Source organism: Hyphobacterium sp. (assembly GCF_043584775.1).
Classification (GTDB): Bacteria; Pseudomonadota; Alphaproteobacteria; order Caulobacterales; family Maricaulaceae; genus Hyphobacterium.
Window position 1 is genome coordinate 2,104,164 of record NZ_CP121327.1, and the last position, 26,871, is coordinate 2,131,034.

Here is a 26,871-nt window from a genome sequence, read left to right on the forward strand (position 1 = left end):
ATGAATCGGCAGGACGCCTACGTGAACAGTCTGATGGAACAATTGCGGTCGATTGGCGCCATGCGTCTCATAGCCATATTCGGCTTGAGCGCCGGGCTGGCCGCAGCCCTCCTCTTCTTCAGCTTCAATATGGGTGGCGGCAGCCAGGCCCTGCTCTATGCCGGTCTGGACCCTTCCGATTCGGCCAGCGTCAGCGAAGCTCTGGACACGGCCGGCATCCCCTATGAATTCCGCAATGGTGGCTCGTCCATCTATGTTGCCCGCAACCAGGTGGATGAAGCGCGCGTACGGGTCGCCAGCGGCGGCGCGCTGAATTCCGGCTCGGTCGGTTATGAAATCTTCGATGAGACCGATGCGCTCGGCGCCACCAGCTTTGTCCAGAACATGAATGCCAAACGCGCGCTGGAAGGCGAGCTGGCGCGGACGATACAATCGCTGGACATTATTACATCGGCCCGCGTGCACCTTGTTCTGCCCGAACGGCGCCTGTTCGAACGCGATGCAGCCCAGCCCTCCGCCTCTATTGTGATCTCCGCGCGTGGTGATCTGACCCGCGAGCATTCCGGCATCATCCGCAATATCGTGGCGAGCGCCGTTGATGGTCTGTCGGCCCGGGAAATCACCATTGCTGATACCACCGGCCGCCTTCTGGCCAGTCCGGAAGAAGGCGATGGCCTCGGAACGATTGCGCTGGAAAGCCAGCGCGCCTCGATCGAGGAACAGTATCGCCGCCGCATTCTGGATCTTGTCGAAGGGGTGGTCGGTGTTGGCGCGGCCCGGGTGCAAGTCAGCGCCGACCTGAACCGGAATTCCGTGACACAGAGCGAAGAGCGTTACGATCCCGAAGGCTCCGTATTGCGCAGCCGGACGCGCTCGGAAGAAACCGGCCGCGAAGTCGATGGTGCGGCGAATGCCGTGTCCGCGTCCGAAAACCTTCCGGACGACGAAAACGCCGCATCCGATGGGCCACAGTCGATTAATGAGTCATCGAATTCGAATGACGCCCAGGAATTTGCCCTGTCGCGCACGACCACGACGCGGGTTACCGAAGCCGGCGATATCGAGCGCCTGTCGGTCGCGGTCGCCGTCGATGGCACGGTGGAAATCGCCGAGGATGGCACGCAGACCTATGTGCCGCGCAGTGCCGAGGAAATGGCGCAAATCACGGCGCTTGTACGCTCCGCCATGGGCTTTACCCAAGTCGAGAATGGCCGGCAGGACAGTCTTGAAGTCACCAATATCCGGTTTTCCCGCGCAGACCCGAATATCGGCACGCCGGCGGCCTCGGGTTTCTCCCTGAACACGGATGACATCATGCGGGCGGCGGAAATCGGCGTGATGTTCCTGACGGCCTTGCTGGTCATCTTCCTGGTGGCCCGGCCACTGGCCAAGGGGGCCGCCGCTTCTGCGCCGGCCATGGCGATTGCGGGCGGTGGTGGCGGCGGCGGACCGCGGATTGAGTCCGAAGGCACGCAGGCCGCCATTGCGGATGCCAGCGGTCAGCAAATGCCACAACAGAATACAAGCGGCGGGAGCGCGCCCGCAACGACCGAATATGTCGATGATGGAATCGATATCGCCAAGATTGACGGTCAGGTGAAAGCCTCCTCGATCAAGAAGGTATCGGGCGTCGTCAATTCTCACCCGGATGAATCCCTGTCGATTATCCGGACCTGGATGAGTGAAGGCTGATGGCTGCTGCAAGGGAAGGCAAACGCGTCATTGATGATCCCGCAAAGCTCGCGGGACCGGAAAGGGCTGCCGTCATCCTTTTGGCGCTGGGCGAGGAAGAACACTCGCTCTGGGAAATGATGGACGAGGAGGAGATCCGCGAGGTCTCCCAGGCCATGTCCAATCTCGGCAATGTGTCTGCGAAGGCCGTTGAAAAACTGATCGTCGATTTTGCCGGCCAGATTTCGCAAGGCGGCTCGCTGATGGGCTCGTTCGAAGCGACCCAGCGGCTGCTCACCTCCTTCCTGCCTGGCGAAAAAGTCGATGGCATCATGGAGGAGCTGCGCGGTCCTGCCGGGCGTACCATGTGGGACAAACTCGGCAATGTGAACGAGGTCGTGCTCGCGAATTATCTGAAGAATGAGTATCCGCAGACCGTCGCCGTGGTTCTGTCCAAGATCAAGGGCGAGCATGCCTCCCGCGTGCTGGGCGCCCTGCCCGAGGATTTTGCTCTGGAAGTGGTGATGCGGATGCTGCGCATGGAGCCCGTGCAGCGCGAAATCCTCGACAAGATTGAAGAAACGCTGCGGACTGAATTCATGTCCAATCTGGCGCGTACCTCCAAGCGCGACAGTCACGAGATGATGGCCGACATCTTCAACAATTTCGACCGCCAGACGGAAAACCGCTTTCTGGCGGCGCTGGAAGAGCGCAATCGCGACAGTGCCGAGAAAATCCGCGCCCTCATGTTCGTATTCGAGGATCTCTCGAAGCTGGACCCCGGTGGCATCCAGACCTTGCTGCGGGCCGTCGACAAGGCGCAACTCGGTCTGGCGCTCAAGGGCGCTTCCGACAGTCTGCGCGATCTCTTCTTCTCGAACATGTCGGAACGGGCCGCGAAAATTCTCAAGGACGATATGGCCGCCATGGGCCCGGTCCGCCTGAAAGATGTGGACCAGGCGCAGACGGCCATGGTTGCCACCGCCAAGGACCTCGCCGCGAAGGGCGAAATTCTGCTCGCCGAAGGCGGCGGCGAAGACGAGCTGATCTACTAGGACAAGGATTGAATGACCCAGCCATTGCCAAAATTCGACTTCGACAGGGTCTTCTCGGCCGATGGCGAAGTGCTGCGCGATGGTCAGCGGGTCAAACAGATGCTGACGGCGGCAGAGGTCGAGGACGTTCGCCAACAGGCGTTTGCCGAAGGCGAGACGTCCGAAACCGCAAAAGCGGCCGCCATACAGGCCGATGCCGTGCGGGCCGTAGCGTCGCAAATGCAGCTCATTCTGGCGCGGCTTGAAAATGAGTCCGAAACGCTGCGCGCACAATCGGCGCAGCTGGCGCTGATTACCGCGAAAAAGCTGGCCGGAGCCGCCATCGCCAGCAATGCCAGCGACGCGATCGCCGATTTCTGTGCCAGCGTCATGAAGGATTTGCGCGGGGAACCCCGTTTCAACGTGCATTGCGCGGAAGCGATTGCCGGGCTGGTCGCGGAAATCCTCGAGAAAACGGCGACAGAGGCCGGCTTTGAGGGCGCCGTCATTGTGCGCGCCAACCCGGACATCACCGGCGCGGATTGCCGCCTGGAGTGGGGAACGGGCAGCGTGGAGCGCTCGCAAGCCGATATCGAAGCCCGGATTGAAGCGCTGATTACCGACTGGCTGGCTGCCCCCGAAGACAATGCCGCACCTGACGATGCCTCCGATTCGGACGGCGGGCAGGCGGCGACAGGATAAAGGAGACCGAAATGTCCCAAGACAGTGATCTCGACCTGCCGGAGTTTGCCTCCGAAGCATCTTCCGGCGGAGACGTGCCGGCGACGCTGGCCGACGGTGATGCCGCCCAGATCGTACAGACGCTCGCAGACGAGGACGAAAAGACGGCGACCGATCTGTCGCCGGTCTTTGACGTTCCCGTCAATGTCTCTGCCGTGCTTGGCAAAACCCATATCGAATTGAATTCGCTTCTCAAATTGAAGGCCGGATCGGTTGTCGAGCTGGAACGCAAAGTCGGCGAAGCGATCGACATCTACGTCAATGACCGGTTGGTCGCCCGCGGCGAAATCGTCGTCGTGGACGACCGGCTGGGCGTGACCATGACTGAAATCATCAAGGATGGAGACGCTGCATGACCGTGACTTCATCCCGTATTGGCAAGGAGGGCTAACCCATGCGTTTGCTCATCGTCGGAAGCCTCGGAGGCCAACTCCATACCGCCGCCAAGATCGCGATCGATCGCGGGGCGAAAGTCGCCCAGGTCGATACCATCAATCAGGCGACCAGCCATTTGCGCGCCGGGCGCGGGGCCGATCTGCTCATGGTCGATGCCGCGCTGGATATTGCGGCGCTGATCGCTGCCAATGAAGCTGAGCGGATCACCGTTCCGGTGGTCGCCTGCGGCGTCAACGTCAAGCCGGATATCGCGGCCATGGCGATCCGTGCCGGGGCGAAGGAATTCATTCCGCTGCCGCCGGAAGCCGACCTCATTGCCGCCGTTCTGGCCGCTGTTGCGGATGACGAACAGCCGATGATTGCCCGTGACCCGTCCATGCAGACCGTGATTGAATTTGCCAATCAGATCGCCGGTTCCGACGCCAGCGTTCTGATCACCGGCGAAAGCGGGTCCGGCAAGGAGGTCATGGCGCGCTATGTCCACAACAAGTCCAAGCGCGCGGCCGCGCCGTTTATCTCGGTCAATTGCGCCGCAATCCCGGAAAACCTGCTTGAATCGGAATTATTCGGTCACGAGAAAGGTGCCTTTACCGGCGCGGTGGCCCGGCGGGTCGGCAAATTTGAAGAAGCCAATGGCGGCACTCTGCTGCTGGACGAAATCTCGGAAATGGATGCCCGCCTTCAGGCCAAGCTTCTGCGCGCCCTGCAGGAGCGCGAAATTGACCGCGTCGGGGGCTCCGGTCCGGTCAAGATCAATATCCGGGTGCTGGCGACCTCCAACCGCGATCTGACCAAGGCCGTCGCTGATGGCAGTTTCCGCGAAGACCTGCTTTTCCGCCTGAATGTCGTCAATCTGGCGCTTCCGCCCCTGCGCGAACGCCCGGCTGATATTGTTGCCCTGTCCGAGCACTTTGCCCGCAAATATGCGGCGGCCAACGGCATTGGCGACCGGCCGATCTCAGAGAGCGCCAAGAATGCGCTTCTGGCGCGGCAATGGCCGGGCAATGTGCGCGAACTGGAAAACACCATGCACCGCGCCGTGCTGCTCGCCTCGGGTCAGGAAATCGGCCCGGAAGCGATCCGCATGCCGGATGGCTCCCTGTTTACCGGCAGTGCCACTAATCCGGCCTCGCGCGCCGCAGAAGCCGCCGATGTCGCCCAGCGTCATCAGGTCGGCCGCACGGTCGCCGAAGTCGAACAGGATCTGATCCTGGAAACGCTGGATCATTGTCTCGGCAACCGGACCCATGCCGCCAATATTCTCGGCATTTCCATCCGGACGTTGCGCAACAAACTCAAACTCTACACCGAGCAAGGCATCAGCGTTGCCGCGCCCGGTGATACACGCGCAGGAGCGGCCTGATCTGAATGGCTGACACGACGGCCTCCTCTCAAACCGGCTCCGGCGGGTTTGATGTTCTCGGATTCCTGAAAAAGGGTCTGCGCGGCGATGTCGCGCTGGGCATCGGCATCATGGCCATTCTGGTCATGCTGATCCTGCCCATGCCGCGGGTCCTGATGGATATTGCTCTGGCGATTTCCATCTCGCTGTCCGTGCTGGTCCTGATGACGGCATTGTTTATCAAGCGGCCGCTGGAGTTTTCCGCCTTCCCGGCGGTGCTCCTGATCGCGACACTCTTGCGATTGGGGCTGAATATCGCTTCCACGCGGCTGATCCTGTCCAACGGGGCAGAGGGCACGGATGCCGCCGGTAAGGTGATTGAAGCCTTCGGCAACTTTGTCATGCAGGGCAATTTCGTCATCGGGATTATTGTCTTTGGCATTCTGGTGATCGTGAATTTTGTCGTCATCACCAAGGGGTCTGGCCGTATTGCTGAAGTGGCCGCCCGCTTTAACCTGGATGCGATGCCCGGCAAGCAGATGGCCATTGACGCGGATTTGTCAGCTGGCCTGATCAATGAGGATGAGGCGCGGAAGCGGCGCAGCGATCTGGAAGGCGAAAGCAATTTCTTCGGTGCCATGGATGGTGCCTCGAAATTCGTCCGCGGCGATGCCATGGCGGGCCTCATGATCACCGCCATCAATCTGATCGCCGGCATGGTGATCGGCATTGCCCAGTCCGGCATGGATTTCGGCACCGCGGCCTCGACCTATTCCACGCTGACCATCGGCGATGGTCTGGTGTCCCAGATTCCGGCACTGATCATCTCCGTCGCGGCCGGCCTTCTGGTCTCCAAGGCCGGTGTCGAGGGTCAGGCCGACGAAGCCCTCTACAAGCAGCTCGCGGGCAATCCGCAAGGCCTCTACATGGTCGCCGCCACGGCCGGCGTTATCGGCCTGCTGCCCGGCATGCCGCTTATTCCCTTCGCGCTGATGGCGGCGGGCGCGGTCGGTCTGGGTCTGACGGCCAATCGAAAATCCAATGAGGCCGAAGCCGCGATCACGGCCAAGACTGTTCAGGCAAGTGCGGAAACCGAAGCCGCCGAACCGCCCATTGGCGAGACGCTGGCTCTGGACGAATTGAAGATCGAATTGGGCTATGGCCTGCTGCCCCTCATCAATGATGTCGAAGGCCGCAAGCTGACCGACCAGATCCGCGCGCTGCGCCGGACGATGGCGGAAGAAACGGGCTTCGTGACGCCGTCTGTGCGCATCATCGACAATATGCGGCTCGGCTCCAATGACTACACGATCCGGGTCAAGGAAATGCAGGCCGGGTCCGGACAGGTGAAGCTGAAGCATCTCCTCGTCATGGATCCGCACGGCCAGCAGATTGATCTGCCCGGCGATCATGTAAAGGAGCCGGCCTTTGGTCTGCCGGCGACATGGATTGACGAAAATCTGCGCGAGGAAGCCACTTTCCGCGGCTATACGATTGTCGATCCGTCAGCGGTGCTCGTGACCCATCTGACCGAAATCCTGCGCGAACACATGGCCGAACTTCTGTCCTATGCCGAGGTCGAGAAGCTGATTGCCGGCCTGTCGAAGGAACACAAGAAGCTGGTCGACGATATTGCGCCATCGCAAATCACGCGGGCCGGTATCCAGCGCGTTCTGCAAAACCTCCTGAAGGAGCGGATTTCCATTCGCGATCTGCCGACCATTCTGGAAGGCATCGCCGAAGCCAGCGCCTTCTCGCAGCATATCGATGCGATCACCGAACATGTGCGCGGCCGTCTTGCGCGCCAGATCTGCCATGCGAATTCCGGCGCGGACGGTCAATTGCCGGTTCTGGCCATGTCACCGCAATGGGAACAGGCCTTTGCTGAGGCCATGATCGGTGAAGGCGATCGCAAGCAATTGGCGCTGGCACCGTCGAAGCTACATGAATTTGTTGCAGCCGTCCGGGATGCTTTCGAGCGGGCGGCGGCGCAGGGCGAAACGCCGGTCCTGCTGACCAGCCCGGCCACACGGCCCTATGTGCGCTCGCTGGTGGAACGCTTCCGGGCCAATACGATTGTCATGGGCCAGAATGAAATTCACCCGACGGCTCGTCTGAAGACCATGGGGCATATCTAGGCCATGCGGTTGAAAACCTTCTCCGCGCCCTCTCTCGCCGAAGCGATGGCTAATGTCCGCCGCGATCTGGGTGAGGACGCCATCATTGTTGCGACCGGCGATGCGCCGGGCGGCGGTGTGGAAGTGCGGGCCGCCTCCGACAAGCCGCGTGGCGGCGATGTGATCGAAGCGCCGCGCGAACGGGCCGAACGCATCCATCGGGAGATACGGCACCAGCGCGGCGATGACAGCGACGGCGTCGACCGGATCATCCGTGCTCTGGGCTTTCACCGGGTTCCGGATGCCGCGATCGAAGCGCTCGCCCGGTTCTGCGACATGCAGGAAGAGGCACCAGCCGCGCATTCGCTCGCGCAGGCGCTCGAAAGCCGGTATCGCTTCGCACCGCTGGAAGTCGAGGCGGGACAAACCCTGTTGTTTGCCGGTGCGCCCGGGGCCGGGAAAACTGCCACCCTGGCCCGGATTGCGGCGCGTGCCGCGGCGTCGAATGTGCCGGTTCTCATTCTCGCCACCGATTGCGAACGCGCCGGAGCCGAAGCCCGGATTTCCGAGCTCGCGGACAAGCTCGGCTTTGCCTACGCCATGGCGGATGATCCACGCGAAGCGGAGAGCTATGCCCTGAATGCCGGGGATCAGCTGCTGCTGGTGGACGCGCCCGCGGGCAATCCCTTTGATCTGGACGATCTGGACATGACCGCGGCCTTTGCCGCCGCGACAGAAGCCGAGATCATTGCCGTGATTGATGCCGGACAGGCACCGGAAGATGTCACGGAATCAGCGTCGCTCTACGCCTCCATTGGCGCGCGGCGCACGATAATCGGCAAGGCGGATTGTGCCCGGCGCAAGGGCGCGATCCTCGCTGCCGGAGAGGCCGGTCTGGCTTTCGCGCATGTGTCCGCCAGCCCGTATATCGGATCGGGGCTGGCCCCCGCGACGCCGCTGCGCCTCGCGCGGACACTGCTCGATCTTCACGACCTGCCCGATGATGTCAGCCTTCAGGGAGATGAGGCATGAGTTTCCTTCCCGACAATAATGCCCCCGCAGGCCGCATCCTCGCCATCGCTTCGGGAAAGGGCGGCGTCGGGAAAACCGTGATTGCCGCCGGACTGGCGCAGGCCTTTTCAGCGCAGGGCGAGCGGATGCTGCTGATTGATGGCGATCTCGGCATGGCCAATATCGACGTTCAACTCGGCCTCTCGCCCGATGCCGATCTGGCCGCCGTCATGTCCGGACAAATCCTGCTGGAAGATGCCTGCCAGCCCGTCATGGGCGGCGCGCGCCAGCGCGGCGGATTTGATGTGATTGCCGGTCGATCGGGGTCCGGCGGACTGGCCGGAATGCGGCCGGACGCCGTCAACCGGCTGGCTGCGGCCTGTGCGACCATCGCCCTGTCCTATGAACGCGCCATTCTCGATCTTGCTGCCGGTGCCGATGATTCCACCATGCGGATGGCGATGGCAGCAGATGACGTGCTGATCGTGATCAATGACGAGCCGACCTCGCTGACGGATGCCTACGCATTCGTAAAACGCCTGCGTATCCGCGATGAAACCGCAGCGCCGCTGGTCGTCGTGAATAATGCGCCCACCGCCGACAAGGCCCGGGAAGCCTATGCCGCCTTCCGCAAGACGTGTCAGAGCTTTCTGGGGTTCGCCCCCGCCCTCGCCGGGATCGTGACCCGCGACGAGCATGTGCCACTGACCATAAGGGCGCAAATGCCTCTGGGGCAAAGATCGCCCGATTGTGCCGCCATGTGCGACATTGCGAATCTCGCCTCGGCCCTCGCCGCGGGACGAGAAGCGGCGTAAGGTAGCCCCATGGACGCTATTCTCGACAGGCTTTCGGGTGGATTCACCGCGACGGACTGGTGGCTGATACTGGTCTGGTCCCTGTTCGGCGCCTTGATCATGCGCCGGGCCTCACAATTGCCCGTCGTTGTGGGCCTCGCTTTTGTCGCCGACACGATCACCCCCTATTTTCTGCGGATTGCGACCGGCGTAACGCCCGACTTTGCGTTCGATCTGATGCTGGCGCGGCTGGATGAACGCGGCGGTCTCGTCCTTCTGGCGCGGCTCTTCATCTATTTTGTTCTGATCGGCCTCCTCTTTGCGGCCCGGGGACGGTTCGGGCGGCGCTGATGATCGCGCTCACCTCCTCCCTGCTGGCCAGCCTGTTTTTGCCGACGGGATGTTCCATGCCGGGCTGGAGCTTCTGCGTGCGGATGCCCGCCGATGCCCGCATGGAAGTGGCGCAGGACCAGACGGATCCGGTCATTTACCGGTTCGAGATGGCAGACGGCTCGAACGCATTCGTGGCGGTCGGGGAGTCGACCGAGGTGGTTTATGGCGGCCAGTGGTCGGAGAGGCGTCAGGGGCTGGAGACCGTACGCTGGCAGGCCAATGGTGATGGCCGGATCGACTATTACATCGAGCGGGTCTGGGCCGAGTCGGCCGGCATTCCGCGCTTTCTTCATGCCTGGGTCGAAGCGTCGGAGACCGGCGAGATTTCAGGCGCGGAGGAATTGATCCTGACGCTTCGGTCCTGCGATCCGCGCATGTGTCCGCCCCTGGGGCCGGTTGCATCGCCTGTCGTGGCTGAGGATTCGGAGGAGATCGAGCGCGATGAGACCCCCATGGAAGCGCTCCAAACCGAACCGATCGCCGAGATCGCGCCTGCCGAACCGGAGGTGAGCGCCCCGGCAGAGGCGATCGCTGATAGTGATGCTACTGTCCCAGCAGATACCGCCCCATCTGCCGAGCCGGTCAGGCCAGTGACGGAAGCCGAGATTCAACGCTCCGGCATGGAAACGATTGTGGAGGTTTACCGGGCACCGCTGCCGTCGGAGACGGAAACAGTTCCACCGGAAGCCGGTCCCGAAACCGACACAGAGACCGGCGCAGCAGACGCTGAGTCCGCCCCCGTGATCGACCCGGACCCGGCTGTAGAATCGGAAGACGCCGAGGCCGAGACACCACCGCGCCGCCGCTCGGGCCCGGTTATGCTGACAGACGGTAATTGATTGCATCCAGATTGCGTATGATCTGCATCCTTCGGGCAGTTACACCCAAAGGAACTCATCATGTTAGAATTATTTGTAGCTGCGGCGCTCAACACCGCGAATTTCATCCCTGCCGCGCCTGCCGACTTCCGGTTTGGCCAAGCCATTGAGACGCATGACTTTTCTGCCGTGTGCGCCTCTCATACCGTCCGTGAACTGGATCCGGCGGAAATGCCGCTGGCCACGACAAGCCATGTCCAGGTCGATTGCGAAGGCTATCACTATTTCGGTTCGGGCCGCCTGGCCGAATTTGTGTTTGCTGATGGTGCCCTGACCCATGTCTGGGTGCTCGTCGAGGAAAGCGATCTCGATCCGCTTCAATCCGCGTTCGAAGACGCATTCGGAGCCCCAGACGCAGAAGCCCCCGTCTTCGCGGCCTTCTTCAACGATCGTGCCGCCGTGCGCCGGGATGTACCCGAAGCCCTCTACTACGGCGAAGCGGCCGCGCCGCTGTTTGAAGGCTTCTTCTCACAGTAAGCAGATTCAGTGCGCCTGACGGCGGCGGGTCTGGGCGATCTCGTCGAGCTCGGCCTGTTCCTCGGCGCGCAAGGCATCCTCGATGCGGGCGACGCGGCGTTCTTCCAGAAGCTCATACTTCTTGAGCTCGCGGAAGGCCGCTTCCAGCCGTTCGCGGATGCCGTCCGCCTGCTGGTCGACTTCATCCAGCGATGCGCGAATATTCAGCTTTCGCTTGATCACGGCCTGGGCATAGCTGCCATAGGCGATATAGCCGTCCTTGTTGTCGGTTGCGGCGGCCTGTTCTTCCGGCACGGACGCTTCCAGACGTTCGATCTGATCGTTGAGCGAGGTGCGCACGCGATCAATATCGGCCAGTTGCTTTTGTAATTCTTCGACCTTGAACCGGGCCAGCCGGATCAATGGCTCATGAGATCGTGTCATGAGGTACCTCCATCACCACCCAAAATCCCGGCCAGGGTTGCAAAGCTCTCATCAATCGATGTGGCTTCATCTTTCCCCTGACCGAGGAATGCTTCGAGCGGACCGTTGAGCGCAATGGCGTGGTCCGTCTCTTTGTTCGATCCGGCGGCATAGGCGCCAAGACGGATCAATTCTTCCATGTCTGCATAGACCGACAGGCTGCGGCGGGCTTCGCGCACCAGTTCGGCTTCGTTATTTTCATAGACTTCCGGTGCGACCCGGCTGACCGAGCGGAGAACATCGATCGCGGGATAGCGGCCGCGTTCGGCGATCTCGCGGCTCATCACGATATGCCCGTCCAGAATACCGCGAACTGCATCGGCGACCGGTTCGTTATGATCATCGCCATCGACCAGCACGGTAAAAATGCCGGTGATCGAGCCGGTGCCATCCGGGCCCGGCCCGGCGCGTTCCAGAAGACGCGGCAGCTCGGCAAAGACGGAGGGCGTATAACCGCGCGTGGTCGGCGGCTCGCCGGCGGCCAGGCCGATTTCGCGTTGTGCCAGGGCGACGCGGGTGACGCTGTCCATCAGGCAAAGGACATTCTTGCCCTTGTCGCGGAAATATTCCGCCACCGTCAGGGTCAGCTGCGCCGCCTGCCGGCGGGCCAGCGCCGGCGCATCCGATGTTTCGGTGATGACCACCGATTTGCGGCGGCCTTCTGGCCCCAGAACATCCTCGACAAATTCACGCGCTTCCCGGCCCCGTTCGCCGACCAGGCCGATGACGATGACATCGGCATCCGCATTGCGCGCCAGCATGGACATCATCACCGACTTGCCGACACCAGACCCGGCAAAGACGCCTAGCCGCTGCCCGCGCCGCATGGGCGTGAAAACGTTCAAGACCCGCACGCCCAGATCCATCCTCGGGCCAAGCCGGCCACGGCCATGGGCGCAAGGCGGGCGGCCGCGCAAAGGATAGGAGACCGGTCCTTTCGGCAATGGCGCGCCGCCATCCAGCGGATTGGCAAAGCTGTCGATGACGCGGCCAAGCCATCCCGTGGACGGTCGGACGGTGGCGACATCCGGATCCAGACGCGCCGGCGCGCCGGGACGAACCCCGTCGACCGGCTCGAACGGCATCATGATCGCGGATTGCCCCTTGAAGCCGACAACTTCGCAAACGGCTTCACCCTGAGCGGTATCAATATGGGCGCGGGAGCCGAGGGCCAGGCCGGAGGCCGGGCCTTCAACCTCGACCAGCAAACCATTGATACCCGTCACGCGTCCGGTCATGACGCGCGGGTCCAGTGATTCGATTCGATCGAGCAAGGCCTGCATTCTTGATCCTCGAACGCCCGTTCTGGGCGCATTGAAGGATCACGCTAGCAAATTGCGGTTAGGACCACGTAAACGGCGCAGCCTAAAGTTCGAAATCGAACAGTTCTGACAGAAAGCTCTCGCGGCGCTTGGGCCGGCGCTCGTCCTGGCGCTGGGCGTCGCGCGGGCGATCGCCGTCCCACGGTCCGGACTGCGTTGCAGCAACGCGCGGCGCTTCCGAGCGCTCGATGATCTTGTCGAGCTCACCCCGGTCCAGCCAGACGCCGCGGCATTTCGGGCAATAATCGATCTCGACGCCTTGCCGGTCGGCAATCACGAGGGTTTCACCATCAAGCGGGCATTTCATGGGGAAGCTCCATTGTTGTTTGTGGAGCGATTTAGTCGGGAGTGCCGCCGCGTCAGCGGGGATTGGCAACCGGCCTGTCCCCTGCTCTATCGGACACAGTCGCGTTCGGCGTTTTCAAATGTAACGCCTGACCGCGTCAGTCGGACGATGCTGGCATTTTCGGCCGAGGCGGTTTCTTCGTTCTCCTGAACACCGGTCAACATCATTGTCGCGCAATCGATGAGGGCCGTTCCGCCCTGGGGATCAGAATATCGTGACGGGACCAGTATTCCGATTGCTTCACCGTCCTCGATTATCTGGCCGCCGTCGAGACCGCCGGGCGGTGTCACGCCCGGCCGGCCACCCGAAAAAATGACCAGGGCACCCATGATGGCATTGGCCACGTTCTCCGCCGGATCTGCGTGGAGCTTCGTCAACTCGCCCATTTCGGCTTCGGACGTTCCCTGCCGCAACTCGATCTCCTCTACAAGCGACAGCCCGCGAATTGACGGGTCGATGCCGTAGATTTCTGCCAGCTGTTCGTTCGTAAACAGTACCGATTGGCGATTCTGATACGGTGCGCCGGTACATCTGGCGCGCCTGGCCCTCTCGACATCATTGGCTTGCGGGCCGTCCAGGCCTTCGGTTGGCAATACCTGCGCGTTCCAGACGATTTCCACGCTGCCATCGCTGCGGGTCTGAACATTCACATTTGCTGTCGTGTCGCTGGCTTGTGGCGCACCCGCCCCCATGCCGAAAATTGTGAGCTGGGTGTCGCCGGAATTTTCATCGGGCAGGAGAATTTCAATCGGTATGATGTCCTCGAACCGGGAGTCGAACTGGTTCGAGGATTGGCGCAAATAGCCCAAGCCGGACAGATTTCCCTCCGGATTGATACGCTCATCAAAGATGATGATGCCATCTTCGCGGCTGAAGCCGCGGCCCACATCGCCCGTCCGGTCATAGACGCATTGCTGAACGGGCGCGGGGCCGGTCTGATATTGAGGCTGGCGCTCCACATCGATCGCCACGCCGGTATTGCCCTGCGCCTGGGCGATGAATTCCGCAGGCCTAATCTCATACCAGTCGGCAATCGGTTCGACTTCAGGGCTGGCCACCGCCTGCAATCGCAGGCGATCCGGATAGAAGGGCACACTGATGGGCGGCGCGACCCGTGCGCGTACCGCGAATGTCCTGACATCATCGGTGTTCCAGTTCGTGATCCGGACAAACCGGCCCTCTGGACCGGTACAGATGCCGGCCAGATCCGTCTCGCAAATCGTCGGTTGCAAGCCATCATTGAGGGTGGAAAAGCCCGTGATGTTCGGAAATACGATCAGGTCGGTGGCATCTCCGCCAATATTGACTGCTGCGACCGTCATCAGGGCGGCACGCGGACCTGTTTCGCCGACGCGGGACACGCCATCGCGCGAGATCGTATCGCTGACCATGACGATATCGGGCGGATTTCCGGCTTCAACGAATACATTGAAATCATTCACGTCCGGAATGCGCGGCAGATCGATGAGAATTTCGTCCGGATTGGTACAGCCCACCGGGGTCACAATGTTACCGGTATAGGCCCGGTTGACGCTCAGCGAGACGACGTAGTCCTGGCGGCCGCCGGGGGCGATCGTGACCACCTGATTGAAGGATGCGCCGACATTCGTACCGTCATAGGTAAAAAATCGCGCTTGTCCGCTCACCCCGCCGGGCCGCGTGAAGTTTCCACCAAATCGCGGCTGGCAGTCCATCTCGACATCGGAGCCGTTCACAATGGTCGCAAAGAAGGTGAGGTCTTCATTCGGTGCGCCGGTCCGCACATTGGGGAGGATCGACCAATTAACGCTGCCCTGCGCAAAAACAGCTGCAGAAAATATTAATGCGATGAGCGTGCCGAGCCTGACTTGCATGGCGAGTTGCCTCTGCCGATCTGACTCAACCTTATGTATCAATTGGATAAATTCGGGGTCAAACCCAAAATCGGAACGAATCGCGGACGGACTCGATTCTGCCATACGAGTCAATTCGCAGTTAACTTTCGTTAACGCTTTGCATCTACCGTCCGAAGCACGTTAACCATGGAACCAACGGCGAAGTGATTCGCCAGACGAGCGGGGCGGAGAATATCCATGCGGGTTTTGCTGATTGAAGATGATCGCGCGACAGCGCAATCCATTGACCTGATGCTCAAGTCAGAAGGCTTCAACGTCTATACCACCGATCTGGGGGAAGAGGGTGTCGATCTCGGCAAGCTCTATGATTACGATATCATCCTTCTGGACCTGAATCTGCCGGACATGCCCGGCTTTGACGTGCTGAAGACGTTGCGTCTGGCCAAGATCGATACGCCGATCCTGATCCTCACCGGCAATGCGGATATTGATAACAAGGTGCGCGGCCTGGGCTGCGGCGCCGACGATTACATGACCAAGCCGTTCCACAAGGACGAAATGGTCGCGCGGATCCATGCCATCGTCCGCCGCTCGAAAGGCCATGCCCAGTCCATCATCAAAACCGGCGATATCGGCGTGAATCTGGATGCCAAGACGGTGGAAGTGGACGGACACCGCGTTCACCTGACCGGCAAGGAATACCAGATGCTGGAGCTGCTCTCGCTGCGCAAGGGCAATACGCTGACCAAGGAGATGTTTCTGAACCACCTCTATGGCGGCATGGACGAACCGGAACTGAAAATTATCGACGTCTTCATCTGCAAGCTGCGCAAGAAACTCGCGGCCGCAACAGGCGGACAGCATCACATCGAAACCGTCTGGGGACGGGGCTATGTGCTGCGCGACCCGGTCGAGCAAAAGGACGTGGCGTAGCCGCCTCTCCTTTCAAATATCCCAAGGACAAGCCCGGCGCCCCCGCACCGGGCTTTTTCTTTGCCTGATCTCGGGAATATGGCAATCTTCACCCGACACTCAGGGGAGTTTACATGCTGATTTCCGCCGCCCTTCTGGCCGCCAGCCTTTCTGCCGCTCAGGACGAAGCGCTGACCTTGCCCGACATGCCCGATATCGACACCGCTACACAGGAACAGATCGACACTTATCTGGGCTTTCTGCAGTCATCGCTGCAGCAGATTGATGATGTCGACTCCTTCGGTGCGAACTGGAGCCGCTTTATTACCGAGGTCGCCGAACTGACTTCGCATTACCGGGTCCGGGATCCCTATGCGCTGACGGCAGAACTGACCCGGATCTATGATGATGCGGAAGAGGCCATGCCCGGCACGGGCGGTGAGTATGAATGGGCGCTCGGCCTCGATTTCGATATGTCCCGGCATGAGACCACATCGGACGATGGCGCGTCATCCGGGGAAGCCGGGCTGCCGCCACTGCCGGAGTATTTCTGCGAAACGGGCGAACTCACCGTCATTGCCGAAGCGGACGCGCCTTATGGCCGGAGGCTGGACCTTTGCCTTGCCTATGGTCCGGACCCGGAAGGCGATGGATACTACTTCGCCGAAGCACAGATCATCCACCGCTATGTCTATACGCTACCGAATGGTCACGGGAACGGGTATTACGACATCCATGCGGCCGCCTCGATGAGCGATGAGCGCGGGCTGAATTCCATGCAGCTGGCGACACGCGATCTGGCTGAAGCCATAGCAAATCAAATATTGCTGCGGCCGGAACTGGTCGGGGCCGTGGAATGATCAGCTGACTTCGCCCGCAGGCAAACCCTTTCAGGCGGCCTGCCGGGCGGTTTCCATCGTGCGGGCATAAACACTGCGCGCGCCCGACATGGCACGATAGAGCTCGCCGGCGCCGGCAATGGTTTCTCCCTGCCCCAGCACCAGATATCCGGCCGGGCCGGACAGGTCCGCAATCATGCGCAGGGCGTGGCGGCGCGCATCCGGCGTCATGCCTGACAACACATTGCGGCAGAAGATGATGTCGAATGTGCCGAGTGCTTCGGCAGGTTTGAGAAGATTGCCGCGTTCAAAACGCACCCAGCGCTTGATGGAATCCTTCAGCACCCATTGCTGACCATGCGGTTCAAAATGCTCGATCAAGCGATGAATGGAGAGGCCCCGCTGGACCTCGAATTGCGAATAGGCGGCGGACTGCGCCCGCTCAATGGCGCGCCGCGAAATGTCGGTGCCGATAATTTCAATATCCATCGCCCCGAGACGGGCCTTTTGCTCTTCGAGCAGGATGGCGAGCGACCAGGCTTCCTGCCCGGTGCCACACCCGGCGCACAGAATCCGGATCGGCGCCTTGCGCGCTTTCACCCGCGCGAGCACCGGCAGAATGTCGGCCATGAAATGATCCAGCGGTGCCGGATCGCGGAAGAACCAAGTTTCATGGTCGGCGAGACTTTCGACAACGCGCCGCCAAAGGCGGTCATCCTTCGAGCTTTCCAACGCCCGCACCAGATCCGCCTGACTGTCATAGCCTTCTGACCGGGCGACCGGTGCCAGCCGCGCCTCGACCAGATAGGTCTGGGCTTGCGGAATGGCGATGCCGGCGCGGCGGCGGGCTTCTTCCGAAATGGTCTTGATAGCGGCGGCGTCCAACATGGATTTATTCCCCGATCAGGCCGACTTGCTGGAATTTGGATTGCACGATGTCCGTGTCGAACGGCTTCATGATGTATTCGTCGACCCCGGCGCGCAGCGCTTCGGTAATGGACGGCACATCATTCTCGGTGGTGCAGAAGACCACGACCGGACTGTCGCCATTGGGCTCCTGACGCAGTGCCTTGACGAAATCGATGCCGTTCATCACCGGCATGTTGCGGTCCAGCAGGATGGCATCGGGCATGGTCTTGCGGCAGTAGGCCAGCGCTTCGGCACCGTCTGCGGCTTCCTCGCACTGAAGTTTGAACCCCTCGATGATGCGGCGGGCGACCTTGCGGATCACGCGGCTATCGTCGACGACAAGGCAGGTTTTCATGGCGCTCAACTCTCCGTGACGCAGGGATCAGCGTCTGAATGAGAATCGTCGCGCGCTTTGGTTAACAGGGGTTTGAGAAATCAGGCCGCGAGTGAGGCTTTCGGCGCAACAAGCGCCACAAACTCCACGCGGTCCTCGCCCTTGCTAGCGGTCACACGCCCGCCCGTCGAACGGGCAATCAAGCCGGTATAGTAGGGCTGGATCGAGCGGCCGTTGAATCCATCTTCCGGTTCCTGACCTTCCAGAGCGCCTTCAAAGTCCGGCTTGAGGTCGGCTTTTGGCCCTTCGGCGACCAGATGCAGACGCACACCGCCGGCGCCGTCATCATTGGCTTCCACCGTGACCGTGCCGCCGCGGGCGGCGGACGTGGCCGCCGTCATGCACAGATTGAGCAGCAGGCGGGCGGCGGTTTTCTCCAATCCCGGTGCGGCGACCTTCCAGACGAGTTCCGGGCGCAGCGTCGAAAAATAGTTTTCGGCGAGGCGCTTCAATTCAGAGGATTCCATCGTGCCCGGAGCGGAACCGGCCGCGCCAAAGGCGATCCGTGCGAATTCCAGCTTGGCTTCGGCCTGACGCGCATTTTCGCGTACCAGATCGATCGCATTCTCGCGCATGTCTTCGGAGTCATCATCATCCAGCACGGAAAAGGCCATGCCCATGGCCGAAACCGGGCTGACAAGATCGTGGCAGAGACGGGCGCACAGAAGTGCAGCCATTTGTTCGGGAGCGAGTTCGGCGGGTTTGATCTGGGTCATGTGTTATCCTGATACATGATTCTGCCGCGATGTCCTGACCTTACGATTTCGCACTGTCAGTAAGCTCTTGGCAACTTCCTTACGTCACGTCATTGTCATGCCCGCGTTGGAAACTGACGATATGGACCGCAGCGGGCGCGGTTCTTGCTAATCGTTGAACGAAGCAAGTTAGCTATCCATTAAAGGCCAGTGATGTCCGGTTTTGATGTACGTTCCCTCGATGAAGTTCGTCGCCGTTCGGCGGCGATCATCGCGAGCATTGCGCTCTCCGTTATCCTGTTGATTTCATTGATCTTCAGTAGGTTTGGCGGTGATGCTCCTGCGAATGCCAGCGAGCCGCAAACAGCCCCTGTCATTGAAGCCTCTGCCAGCGACACAGCGATTGCCTTGTCCCGAAGCGAGCCGGAATACGCCATTACGCCCGTCGAAAATCTGCGCGATCTGGAACATGCCGCCTTTTATACCGATTGCGTCGCCTGCCCGCTGGATACCCAGACGCTGGTGGCCACGGTCCCGAGTGGCGGCACGCTGGCAGGTGTTCTGAATGATGCGGGTGCGCCGGGCGGCGATGTTGCCCGCGCCGTGAGCTCGCTCGCGCCCGTGTTTGAAGTCCGCCGCCTGCGACGGGCGCGGCGATCCGCTGGAATATTTCCGCTATGAATCGGCAGACGGCCAGATCGCCTATTTCAATGGTGAGGGTGAAAGCGCCCAGCGCCTTTTGATGATGACGCCCATCAATGGTGCGCGGCTGTCCTCGCATTACGGCATGCGCCACCATCCTGTGCTGGGGTATAATCGCATGCACCGGGGCACGGACTTTGCCGCGCCACGCGGCACGCCGATTTTTGCTGCCGGTTATGGCGTGGTGGAACGCGCCGACCGTTTTGGCTCATTCGGGAATTATGTGCGCATCCGCCATTCCAACGGATTCCAGACCGCCTATGCCCACATGCAGGGCTTCGCGCGCGGCGTTACGGCCGGCGCTCGGGTGCAGCAGGGGCAGATTATCGGATATGTCGGCACGACCGGTCGCTCGACCGGGCCGCACCTGCATTATGAAGTCCATCACAATGGCCAGTCGGTAAATCCGATGGCGCTGGACTTGCCCACTGGCCGCACGCTGGAAGACGATGAAATTCCGCTCTTTGTGGCCGAACGTGATCGCATCATTGCCATTCGTGACAGTGCGCGCAATGCCGCCGAGAGCGGCGATGCCGCCGCTTCCCGCATCATTGCCGCCGAGGGCACGCCGGGCGCGCAATAAGCGCATTCAACGCTCACTTGACCTTTTGTCCCGGTGGGCCTATCCACCGCGACCGGCCAAGGCTGCCTGCCGTTCGCAAGACGAATGTCTCTGGTGAAAGCCTCTCTATTTTGATTTTCGGTGTCTTGAAAGATCCCGGAATGAAGGCAATGCGAGCCCCTTCAATATGTTCGGGATCCTGACAAGGATCGAAATCATGTCCCCTACCCAATCCCTGCCCTCTATCGAGGCGCTGAAAGCGCAAGCAAAACGCTTGCGAAGTGCGCTCGCCGAAGACGGTGATTTCATCAAGCATGGCGAAGCGCTGGAACTGGTCGCCCGGCAAATCGGCTATCGTGACTGGAACACGCTCCATGCTGCCGCCGGAAACCGTCCACCGCTGCCTTTGGCAGTCGGTCAGGACGTGTCGGGCTTTTATCTGGGCCAGCCGTTCAAGGCCCGGATTCTGAGCCTGCAGACGTTGGCAGATGATGGCTATCTGCGGATTTCACTCGATCTCGACGAGGCCGTGGATGTCGTGAAATTCGACAGCTTCTCCGCCTATCGAAAGCGGATCCAGGCGACGATCCGGCCGGATGGCGCGACGGTATCGAAAACATCGGATGGCGAGCCGCATTTGCGGTTGTCGCTGGCTGGTGCCGCATAGGAAAAACCCCTCTCCGCGAATGGAGAGGGGTTTGTCTGTCTAGTTGACCATCACGTCGGGCGGCGCGGCGGCTTCCCGGGCGATAACCTGGCCATTGATGACCAGATGACCGCCTTCGGACGAGACCTTGATATTGTCGCCGTCCTTGAGCTGACCTTCCAGCAGAAGCCGCGCCAGCGGATCCTGCAACGCCTTCTGGATCACCCGCTTGAGCGGCCGCGCCCCATAGACCGGATCATAGCCCTGATCGGCCAGCCAGCTTCGTGCGGCATCGTCCAGTTCAATCGTCATCCGGCGATCTGCGAGCAATTTCGTCAGGCGCTTCATCTGGATATCGACGATGGCCCCCATATGCTCTTCGGCCAGCCGGCGGAAGAGAATGATCTCATCCACGCGGTTGAGGAATTCCGGGCGGAAGTGTGCGCGGACAGCGCCCATGACGGCATCCCGTGCCTCATCGACATTTTCAGCCTGCATCAGGAATTCAGCCCCGAGGTTGGAGGTCATGATGATCAGCGTGTTGCGGAAGTCGACGGTGCGGCCCTGACCATCGGTCAGGCGGCCATCATCGAGCACCTGCAAGAGCACGTTGAACACGTCCGGGTGGGCCTTCTCGATCTCGTCAAAGAGGATGACCTGATAGGGGCGACGGCGGACGGCTTCCGTCAGCGCGCCGCCTTCATCATACCCGACATAGCCGGGCGGGGCCCCGATCAGCCGGGCGACGGAATGCTTTTCCATGTATTCGGACATGTCCATGCGGGTGACCGCGTGTTCGTCATCGAACAGGAAATTGGCCAGCGTCTTGGTCAGCTCGGTCTTGCCGACACCGGTCGGGCCGAGGAAGAGGAAGGAGCCGATCGGGCGGCTCGGATCCTGCAATCCGGCACGTGCGCGGCGGACGGCATCTGACACCGCTCTCAGCGCTTCATCCTGACCGACCACGCGGGCACGCAAGGCGTCCTCCATGGAAAGGAGTTTCTCGCGCTCACCTTCCAGCATCTTGTCGACCGGCACGCCGGTCCAGCGAGAGACGACGGAAGCGATCTGCTCGTCATCGACGACTTCTTTCACCAACGCGCCATCTTCGGCCTCGTCAGACCGGGTGTTCTTTGCTTCCAATTCGGGAATGACGCCGTATTTCAGCTCGGACGCCTTGCCGAGATCGCCGCGCCGTTCGGCATCGGCAAGTTCTGCGCGGGCGCGGTCCAGACGGTCCTTGACCTCGGTGGCCGAGGCCAGCTTGTCCTTCTCCGCACGCCAGGCGGCGGTGATTTCGTCAGAGCGCGACTGGAGATCGGCGATTTCCTTGCCCAGTTTTTCAAGGCGCGTCTTCGAGGCGTCGTCCTTTTCCTTCTTCAGGGCTTCAGCTTCGATTTTCAGCTGCATGATGCGGCGGTCCAGCTCGTCCAGTGCTTCCGGCTTGCTGTCAATCTGCATGCGCAGACGAGCAGACGCTTCGTCCATAAGATCAATTGCCTTGTCAGGCAAAAACCGATCCGTGATGTAGCGGTTCGACAGGGTGGCCGCCGCAACGATGGCGCTATCGGATATCCGAACGCCATGGTGGACTTCGTATTTTTCCTTGAGGCCCCGGAGGATGGAGATCGTATCCTCCACGCTGGGTTCGCCGACAAAGACGGGTTGGAAACGGCGCGCCAGGGCCGCGTCCTTCTCCACATGCTTGCGGTATTCATCCAGCGTGGTGGCGCCGATGCAGTGCAATTCGCCCCGCGCCAGCGCCGGCTTGATCAGGTTGGCCGCATCCATCGCGCCATCGGTCTTGCCCGCGCCGACCAGCGTGTGCATCTCGTCGATGAACAGGATGATATTCCCGCCCGCAGACTCGACTTCGCCGAGCACGGATTTCAGACGTTCCTCGAACTCGCCGCGATATTTTGCGCCAGCAATCAACGCGCCCATATCGAGCGCGAGCAGTTTCTTTTCGCGAATGCTTTCCGGAACATCGCCATTGACGATGCGCAAGGCCAGACCTTCGGCGATGGCGGTTTTACCCACACCCGGTTCACCGATCAGGACGGGGTTATTCTTCGTCCGGCGCGAGAGCACCTGAATGGCGCGGCGGATTTCCTCATCCCGGCCAATCACCGGATCAAGCTTGCCCGCGCGGGCGGCTTCGGTGAGGTCGCGCGCATATTTCTTCAGCGCGTCATAGGTGTCTTCTGCCGACTGGCTGTCAGCGGTGCGGCCGGCGCGCATGTCATTGATCGCATTGTTCAGTGATTGCGGCGTCAGACCGGCATTCTTCAGAATGTCGACCGAATGGGCGCCTTTGACGATGGAGAGCGCCTGCAGCATCCGCTCGGCGGATACGTATTGGTCCCCGGCTTTCTTCGCCGCCTCTTCGGCGGTCTTGAATACATCGGCGGTTTGCGGCGCCATGTAGATCTGGCCCGCGCCTGCACCTTCGACTTTCGGCAGGCGATCCAGCGCCAGATTGGTCTGGTCCTGCACAGAAGCAGGATTGCCACCAGCGGCCTTGATCAGATTGACCGACAAGCCGCCCTCATCCTCCAGCAGGGCTTTGAGCACATGCTCGGGCGTGAATTGCTGATGGCGCGCGGCCAGTGCGGATTGCTGGGCGTTCTGGATAATGGATCGCGCGCGATCCGTGTAGGTTTCAAAGTTCATGTCTTTTCCATCCCCCAATGAGGCGAGATTGCAATTTCAGGGCCGCCCTGGATAAGGCGCGGCCCAACGTCTGTGATGGAGATAGGTGTTGCCTATTCACCACACAAGATGGGTGCGACAACAAAAACCCCGGCACGATGGCCGGGGCTTGTCAGTCTCGATTTTCGCGCCGCAATCACGCGGCTTCGGTTTCGGAGCCATCGCCGGACTTCCCATCCGAACCATCGGCCTCGGCCGTCTTGCGCGGGCGGCGGCCACGGCGCGGCTTGGGCTGCTCATCCTCGTCACCGGATTTGCCGATATCGGCTTTCTGACCGGCTTCGGGATCGACGACTTCCAGCGGATCCCGCTTGTCCTCGGCCGGTTGGCGACGCGGACGGCGGCCCCGGCGGGGCGTCTCGTTTTCCGGCGGCGAGTTGTCGCTGTCGGTTTGCTGATTGTTTTGCGGCTGGTCGCCGCCATTGGCATTGGCCTGACCGTCGGATTGATTGTCGGACTCATTGCGATTGCGGTAATTCCGCCGGCGATCATTGCCGCCATCGCCCTGATTATTATTGTTGTTTTGCTGTTCCTGCTGGCGGTTCCGGCGCTGTTGCTGCTCTATGAGAGCGGCCTGCTGCTCGCCGACAACGCGGAAATAATGGTCCGCGTGCTGGTAGTAGTTTTCCGCCATGACGCGATCGCCGGACGATGAGGCGTCCCGGGCGAGCTGCATGTATTTTTCATGAATGGTGGCCGCATTGCCCCGGATTTTGACGTCCGGTCCATTGCTTTCAAAAGAACGATTACCCTGATTGCCGCTGGGTTTCCCCCGGCCTCGTCCGCGCTGACGCTTCATCGTCGTCAATTCCTCGTCATTGTCAGGCTGCAAGTCATACCGCTTTCCCCCGTGTACTCGCGGCGCGCATCATCCGTTGAAGATCAATACCGATAACGAAAACAGACGATAAGCTGGAGGGGAAATATATGCGCCCGACAGCCCTGCCCGGTGCGCCTTCCCTCAACTTGAATGCACGCTAGCGCGGCTCGGCGCATTTTCCAAGCGCCTTTGTCGGTTGGGGTTTATGGTTTTCGCCCGGAGATGACACGCGGTTGACCGCCGAGATCCTGCGTCAACCCGACATCATCAAATCCCGCCGCTTCCGCCAGCGCCCTGACCGGTGCAGCCTGATCATACCCGATCTCGACCGCCATCAGTCCGCCGGGCTTCAGGACACGGAAAAGCTCCGGGATTAGAATATGATAGACACCCAGACCGTCATCCCCGCCATCGAGCGCGAGGCGCGGTTCATGATCGCGCACTTCCGGCTCCAGCGTGTCGATGACCGCACTGGCGATATAGGGCGGATTCGACACTGCGATATCAAGGCTGTTGTCCGGAATCGTTTCTGCCCAGTTGCCTGTGCGAAACGTCGCGCGATCCTGGAGCGCATTCCGCACAGCATTCTCGCGCGCAATCTCCAGGGCCGATTCGCTGATATCGACGCCGAGCCCCGCCGCATCGGGAAGTTCGGACAGAAGCGCGAGCAGGATCGCGCCAGAGCCGGTTCCGAAATCGGCGATATACAGCGCGCGGCTCCTGTCCGTGACCTGCTTCAAAACGGTCTCGACCAGTGTTTCGGTATCCGCGCGCGGGGTCAGCACGTCTCGCGTGACTTTCAGATCCAGCGTCCAGAATGGCTTGTCGCCGAGGATATGAGACAAGGGTTCGCGATTGGCGCGGCGGCTGACCATGTCATCGATCTGTGCCTCGTCGGCTGCCGCCAGCAGAATATGGCGCAGGTCGATGGCCGCCTCCTCGATTCCGGCGGACTTGAGTTGCTCGATCCAGCGCGCCTTGCGGGTCGCGTCTGTCATTGTTCCGCTCGCGCCGTATCCCCGGGGCGAATGGCACCGCCCTCCATGACTTCGGCATACAGCCCGCAATCGAAATGGCCGTAATGCTCGCGCAATAAGACGACGACGTCGATGTCGCGCTTTGCCGAGTGCGGATCGACATGGGTTGCCGTGCAGCGCTGGATGGGTTTGAGGCCTTTCAGACGGGTTTCGCCGATGATGATGTCCTGATCCGCCATGTCGAGCTCCGACCAGGCCGGCCAGCCCTCGACCATGATATTTCCCCGGAAACGCGCCGGATCCACCTTGCGGCCGATCTTTGCCTCGAAATCGCGCACGCTTTCCAGATTGATGATCGAGACAAAACCCGTGCGGCTGTCCATGAAGCGATGGCCATCCGGCGCGGTCAGCACGTTCAGCGGCCCCCGCGTTTGTCCCGCCAGAATGCCGGACAGCCAGGTGGCAAACACCGTGCGCCCGCCCTCATCGTCCAGATCAATCGTGATCTCGCCGAAATCAGGATGCCAGGCGGTCAGCGTGCCGTCATCGTCATTCCATTTCGTGCGGACTGCCGCCACGTCCGGCAATTTTGCCAGCACGGTGAAGGCCATCTTGCCGATGTGCTGCGGGGCATTCGCATCGAAGCCGGAGGGACCATCCTCGACGGCATAAAGGCGGTCGCCGGGGAAATGGGCACCGGCCGTCAGATGGACATGTTCAAGCGGTTCCGGCGTGAAGCCCTTGACCGGATGGCGGGCCAGCGCGGCAACGCGTCCCGTCATGCGTCTTCCATGGCGGCGAGGCGCGCAGCTTCATCCTCGGCCACGAGCGCCGAGATCACTTCATCCAGCGCATTGCCGGAGAGAATGTCCTGCAGCTTGTAGAGCGTCAGCTTGATGCGGTGATCCGAGACCCGGTTTTCCGGGAAATTATAGGTGCGGATTTTCTCCGACCGGTCGCCGGAACCGACCTGCGATTTGCGGGCATCGGCGCGCTCTGCATCGGCGGCGGCGCGTTCCATGTCGTAGAGGCGCGTCTTTAGAAGCTGGATGGCGCGGGCGCGGTTCTGGTGCTGTGATTTTTCCTGACACAGGACCACAATTCCCGTTGGAATGTGGGTCATGCGAACAGCGGAATCGGTCTTGTTGACGTGCTGACCGCCCGCTCCCGAGGCGCGCATCGTGTCGACGCGTATGTCCTCGTCCTTCAGCTCGATATCGATCTCTTCCGGTTCCGGCAGAATGGCAACGGTCGCGGCGGAGGTGTGAACCCGGCCCTGGCTTTCCGTTGCGGGGACGCGCTGGACCCGATGCACGCCGGATTCAAATTTCAGACGGCCGAAAACGCCATTGCCGGAGATTGATGCGATGACTTCCTTATAGCCGCCCACCTCGCCTTCGCTGGCGGATTCGAGCTCGAATTTCCAGCCCTGCAACTCGCAATAACGGCGATACATCTCGTAGAGATCACCGGCAAAAAGCGCCGCCTCATCTCCGCCGGTGCCGGCGCGGATTTCCAGCATGGCGTTGGCCGCGTCATCCTTGTCCTTCGGCAGAAGGAGCAGGCTCACCTCGCGCTCCATCTCGGGCAGTTTTTCCTTCAGCGCGTAGAATTCCTCGCGCGCCATATCCGCCATTTCCCTGTCGCCGCCCTCCATCATCTCTTCGAGATCGGCGAGTTCGGCGCGGGCGGCTTTCAGCTCGCGCGCCTTCTCGGCCACGGGCTGCAGCTCGGAATGTTCCTTGGACAGGCGCACGATCTCGTCGCCATTGCTGGCGGCGCCGAGGCGGGCTTCGACATGTTCGAACCGGTCAATGACCTGTTCCAGACGGGCTTCTGGTGCGTGCATGGCGATTGGTTATCACCGACCGCAGAGTCTGAAAA

Annotated in this window: 28 protein-coding genes; 16 read left to right on the top strand and 12 right to left on the bottom strand. The window is 61.1% G+C overall.

Annotation, left to right across the window (positions count from 1 at the left end; translation table 11 throughout):
* The first annotated feature begins 21 nt into the window (after window positions 1-21).
* The 11 genes from fliF to P0D52_RS10585 all read left to right on the top strand — a co-directional run bounded on the left by fliF (window position 22) and on the right by P0D52_RS10585 (window position 10,854).
* Window positions 22-1,692, top strand: a complete 1,671-nt coding sequence (fliF, locus tag P0D52_RS10535) for a flagellar basal-body MS-ring/collar protein FliF (protein ID WP_394692613.1) — start codon at window positions 22-24, stop codon at window positions 1,690-1,692.
* Entirely contained in the window at window positions 1,692-2,726 is a 1,035-nt protein-coding gene (gene fliG, locus P0D52_RS10540) for a flagellar motor switch protein FliG (protein ID WP_394692614.1), read from the top strand. The genes fliF and fliG overlap by 1 nt, the downstream gene beginning before the upstream one ends.
* Before the next feature lie 12 nt (window positions 2,727-2,738).
* The gene (locus tag P0D52_RS10545) at window positions 2,739-3,407 is read left to right on the top strand and encodes a hypothetical protein (RefSeq protein ID WP_394692615.1); all 669 of its coding nucleotides are present in this window, start codon (window positions 2,739-2,741) and stop codon (window positions 3,405-3,407) included.
* Between the two features lie 11 nt (window positions 3,408-3,418).
* Window positions 3,419-3,802: a flagellar motor switch protein FliN gene (gene fliN / locus P0D52_RS10550; RefSeq protein ID WP_394692616.1), complete on the top strand. Its 384-nt coding sequence runs from the start codon at window positions 3,419-3,421 to the stop codon at window positions 3,800-3,802.
* A gap of 38 nt (window positions 3,803-3,840) precedes the next feature.
* On the top strand, window positions 3,841-5,205 hold the full coding sequence (locus P0D52_RS10555; protein WP_394692617.1) for a sigma-54 interaction domain-containing protein: 1,365 nt from the start codon (window positions 3,841-3,843) through the stop codon (window positions 5,203-5,205).
* Between the two features lie 110 nt (window positions 5,206-5,315).
* Window positions 5,316-7,322 (top strand): flagellar biosynthesis protein FlhA, encoded by a 2,007-nt coding sequence (gene flhA, locus P0D52_RS10560; RefSeq protein ID WP_394694788.1) that lies wholly within the window; start codon window positions 5,316-5,318, stop codon window positions 7,320-7,322.
* Window positions 7,323-7,325: 3 nt separating this feature from the next.
* The gene (locus tag P0D52_RS10565) at window positions 7,326-8,333 is read left to right on the top strand and encodes a flagellar biosynthesis-like protein (FlhF) (protein ID WP_394692618.1); all 1,008 of its coding nucleotides are present in this window, start codon (window positions 7,326-7,328) and stop codon (window positions 8,331-8,333) included.
* Window positions 8,330-9,127, top strand: a complete 798-nt coding sequence (locus tag P0D52_RS10570) for a cellulose synthase operon protein YhjQ/BcsQ (RefSeq protein WP_394692619.1) — start codon at window positions 8,330-8,332, stop codon at window positions 9,125-9,127. The genes P0D52_RS10565 and P0D52_RS10570 overlap by 4 nt, the downstream gene beginning before the upstream one ends.
* A 9-nt stretch (window positions 9,128-9,136) precedes the next feature.
* Window positions 9,137-9,457 carry a hypothetical protein gene (locus tag P0D52_RS10575; protein WP_187166747.1) on the top strand — a complete coding sequence of 107 codons (321 nt, stop codon included), beginning with the start codon at window positions 9,137-9,139 and terminating at the stop codon, window positions 9,455-9,457.
* Window positions 9,457-10,338, top strand: coding sequence for a hypothetical protein (locus P0D52_RS10580; protein WP_394692620.1), 882 nt, complete (start codon window positions 9,457-9,459; stop codon window positions 10,336-10,338). Before P0D52_RS10575 ends, P0D52_RS10580 begins: the two co-directional genes overlap by 1 nt.
* A gap of 60 nt (window positions 10,339-10,398) precedes the next feature.
* On the top strand, window positions 10,399-10,854 hold the full coding sequence (locus P0D52_RS10585; RefSeq protein WP_394692621.1) for a hypothetical protein: 456 nt from the start codon (window positions 10,399-10,401) through the stop codon (window positions 10,852-10,854).
* Window positions 10,855-10,860: 6 nt separating this feature from the next.
* On the opposite strand, the gene P0D52_RS10590 is transcribed toward P0D52_RS10585, so the two are convergent.
* The 4 genes from P0D52_RS10590 to P0D52_RS10605 form a co-directional block, all read right to left on the bottom strand.
* Window positions 10,861-11,277: a flagellar FliJ family protein gene (locus P0D52_RS10590; RefSeq protein ID WP_394692622.1), complete on the bottom strand. Its 417-nt coding sequence runs from the start codon at window positions 11,275-11,277 to the stop codon at window positions 10,861-10,863.
* A complete protein-coding gene (fliI, locus tag P0D52_RS10595) occupies window positions 11,274-12,599 on the bottom strand; it encodes a flagellar protein export ATPase FliI (RefSeq protein ID WP_394692623.1) in 1,326 nt (441 codons plus the stop codon). The genes P0D52_RS10590 and fliI overlap by 4 nt, the downstream gene beginning before the upstream one ends.
* 82 nt (window positions 12,600-12,681) lie before the next feature.
* A complete protein-coding gene (locus P0D52_RS10600) occupies window positions 12,682-12,945 on the bottom strand; it encodes a zf-TFIIB domain-containing protein (protein WP_394692624.1) in 264 nt (87 codons plus the stop codon).
* 86 nt (window positions 12,946-13,031) lie between these two features.
* Window positions 13,032-14,837, bottom strand: coding sequence for a hypothetical protein (locus P0D52_RS10605; protein ID WP_394692625.1), 1,806 nt, complete (start codon window positions 14,835-14,837; stop codon window positions 13,032-13,034).
* Between the two features lie 219 nt (window positions 14,838-15,056).
* On the opposite strand from P0D52_RS10605, the gene ctrA reads away from it, so the two are divergent.
* Together ctrA and P0D52_RS10615 are read left to right on the top strand one after the other, a co-directional pair.
* Window positions 15,057-15,752, top strand: a complete 696-nt coding sequence (gene ctrA / locus P0D52_RS10610; protein ID WP_394692626.1) for a response regulator transcription factor — start codon at window positions 15,057-15,059, stop codon at window positions 15,750-15,752.
* A 113-nt stretch (window positions 15,753-15,865) separates the two neighbouring features.
* Window positions 15,866-16,591, top strand: a complete 726-nt coding sequence (locus P0D52_RS10615) for a hypothetical protein (protein WP_394692627.1) — start codon at window positions 15,866-15,868, stop codon at window positions 16,589-16,591.
* Window positions 16,592-16,621: 30 nt separating this feature from the next.
* Here the strand turns inward: P0D52_RS10615 and P0D52_RS10620 are convergent, their stop codons facing one another.
* The 3 genes from P0D52_RS10620 to chpT form a co-directional block, all read right to left on the bottom strand.
* Window positions 16,622-17,458, bottom strand: a complete 837-nt coding sequence (locus P0D52_RS10620; protein WP_394692628.1) for a CheR family methyltransferase — start codon at window positions 17,456-17,458, stop codon at window positions 16,622-16,624.
* 4 nt (window positions 17,459-17,462) lie between these two features.
* Window positions 17,463-17,834 (bottom strand): PleD family two-component system response regulator, encoded by a 372-nt coding sequence (locus P0D52_RS10625; RefSeq protein WP_394692629.1) that lies wholly within the window; start codon window positions 17,832-17,834, stop codon window positions 17,463-17,465.
* 80 nt (window positions 17,835-17,914) lie between these two features.
* Window positions 17,915-18,589 (bottom strand): histidine phosphotransferase ChpT, encoded by a 675-nt coding sequence (gene chpT / locus P0D52_RS10630; RefSeq protein ID WP_394692630.1) that lies wholly within the window; start codon window positions 18,587-18,589, stop codon window positions 17,915-17,917.
* A gap of 192 nt (window positions 18,590-18,781) precedes the next feature.
* Here chpT and P0D52_RS10635 point away from each other — a divergent pair, with 192 nt between their 5' ends.
* The 3 genes from P0D52_RS10635 to P0D52_RS10645 all read left to right on the top strand — a co-directional run bounded on the left by P0D52_RS10635 (window position 18,782) and on the right by P0D52_RS10645 (window position 20,499).
* Entirely contained in the window at window positions 18,782-19,249 is a 468-nt protein-coding gene (locus tag P0D52_RS10635; RefSeq protein WP_394692631.1) for a hypothetical protein, read from the top strand.
* Entirely contained in the window at window positions 19,194-19,853 is a 660-nt protein-coding gene (locus P0D52_RS10640; protein WP_394692632.1) for a M23 family metallopeptidase, read from the top strand. The genes P0D52_RS10635 and P0D52_RS10640 overlap by 56 nt, the downstream gene beginning before the upstream one ends.
* A gap of 196 nt (window positions 19,854-20,049) precedes the next feature.
* Window positions 20,050-20,499: a glyoxalase superfamily protein gene (locus P0D52_RS10645; protein ID WP_394692633.1), complete on the top strand. Its 450-nt coding sequence runs from the start codon at window positions 20,050-20,052 to the stop codon at window positions 20,497-20,499.
* Between the two features lie 39 nt (window positions 20,500-20,538).
* Here the strand turns inward: P0D52_RS10645 and clpB are convergent, their stop codons facing one another.
* From clpB to prfA, 5 genes are all read right to left on the bottom strand, one after another.
* On the bottom strand, window positions 20,539-23,151 hold the full coding sequence (gene clpB / locus P0D52_RS10650) for an ATP-dependent chaperone ClpB (RefSeq protein ID WP_394692634.1): 2,613 nt from the start codon (window positions 23,149-23,151) through the stop codon (window positions 20,539-20,541).
* 175 nt (window positions 23,152-23,326) lie between these two features.
* The gene (locus tag P0D52_RS10655; protein WP_394692635.1) at window positions 23,327-24,022 is read right to left on the bottom strand and encodes a DUF4167 domain-containing protein; all 696 of its coding nucleotides are present in this window, start codon (window positions 24,020-24,022) and stop codon (window positions 23,327-23,329) included.
* Window positions 24,023-24,213: 191 nt separating this feature from the next.
* Window positions 24,214-25,008: a peptide chain release factor N(5)-glutamine methyltransferase gene (gene prmC / locus P0D52_RS10660; RefSeq protein ID WP_394692636.1), complete on the bottom strand. Its 795-nt coding sequence runs from the start codon at window positions 25,006-25,008 to the stop codon at window positions 24,214-24,216.
* Window positions 25,005-25,769 carry an MOSC domain-containing protein gene (locus P0D52_RS10665; protein WP_394692637.1) on the bottom strand — a complete coding sequence of 255 codons (765 nt, stop codon included), beginning with the start codon at window positions 25,767-25,769 and terminating at the stop codon, window positions 25,005-25,007. The genes prmC and P0D52_RS10665 overlap by 4 nt, the downstream gene beginning before the upstream one ends.
* Entirely contained in the window at window positions 25,766-26,836 is a 1,071-nt protein-coding gene (gene prfA, locus P0D52_RS10670) for a peptide chain release factor 1 (RefSeq protein ID WP_394692638.1), read from the bottom strand. Before prfA ends, P0D52_RS10665 begins: the two co-directional genes overlap by 4 nt.
* Window positions 26,837-26,871: the final 35 nt, after the last annotated feature.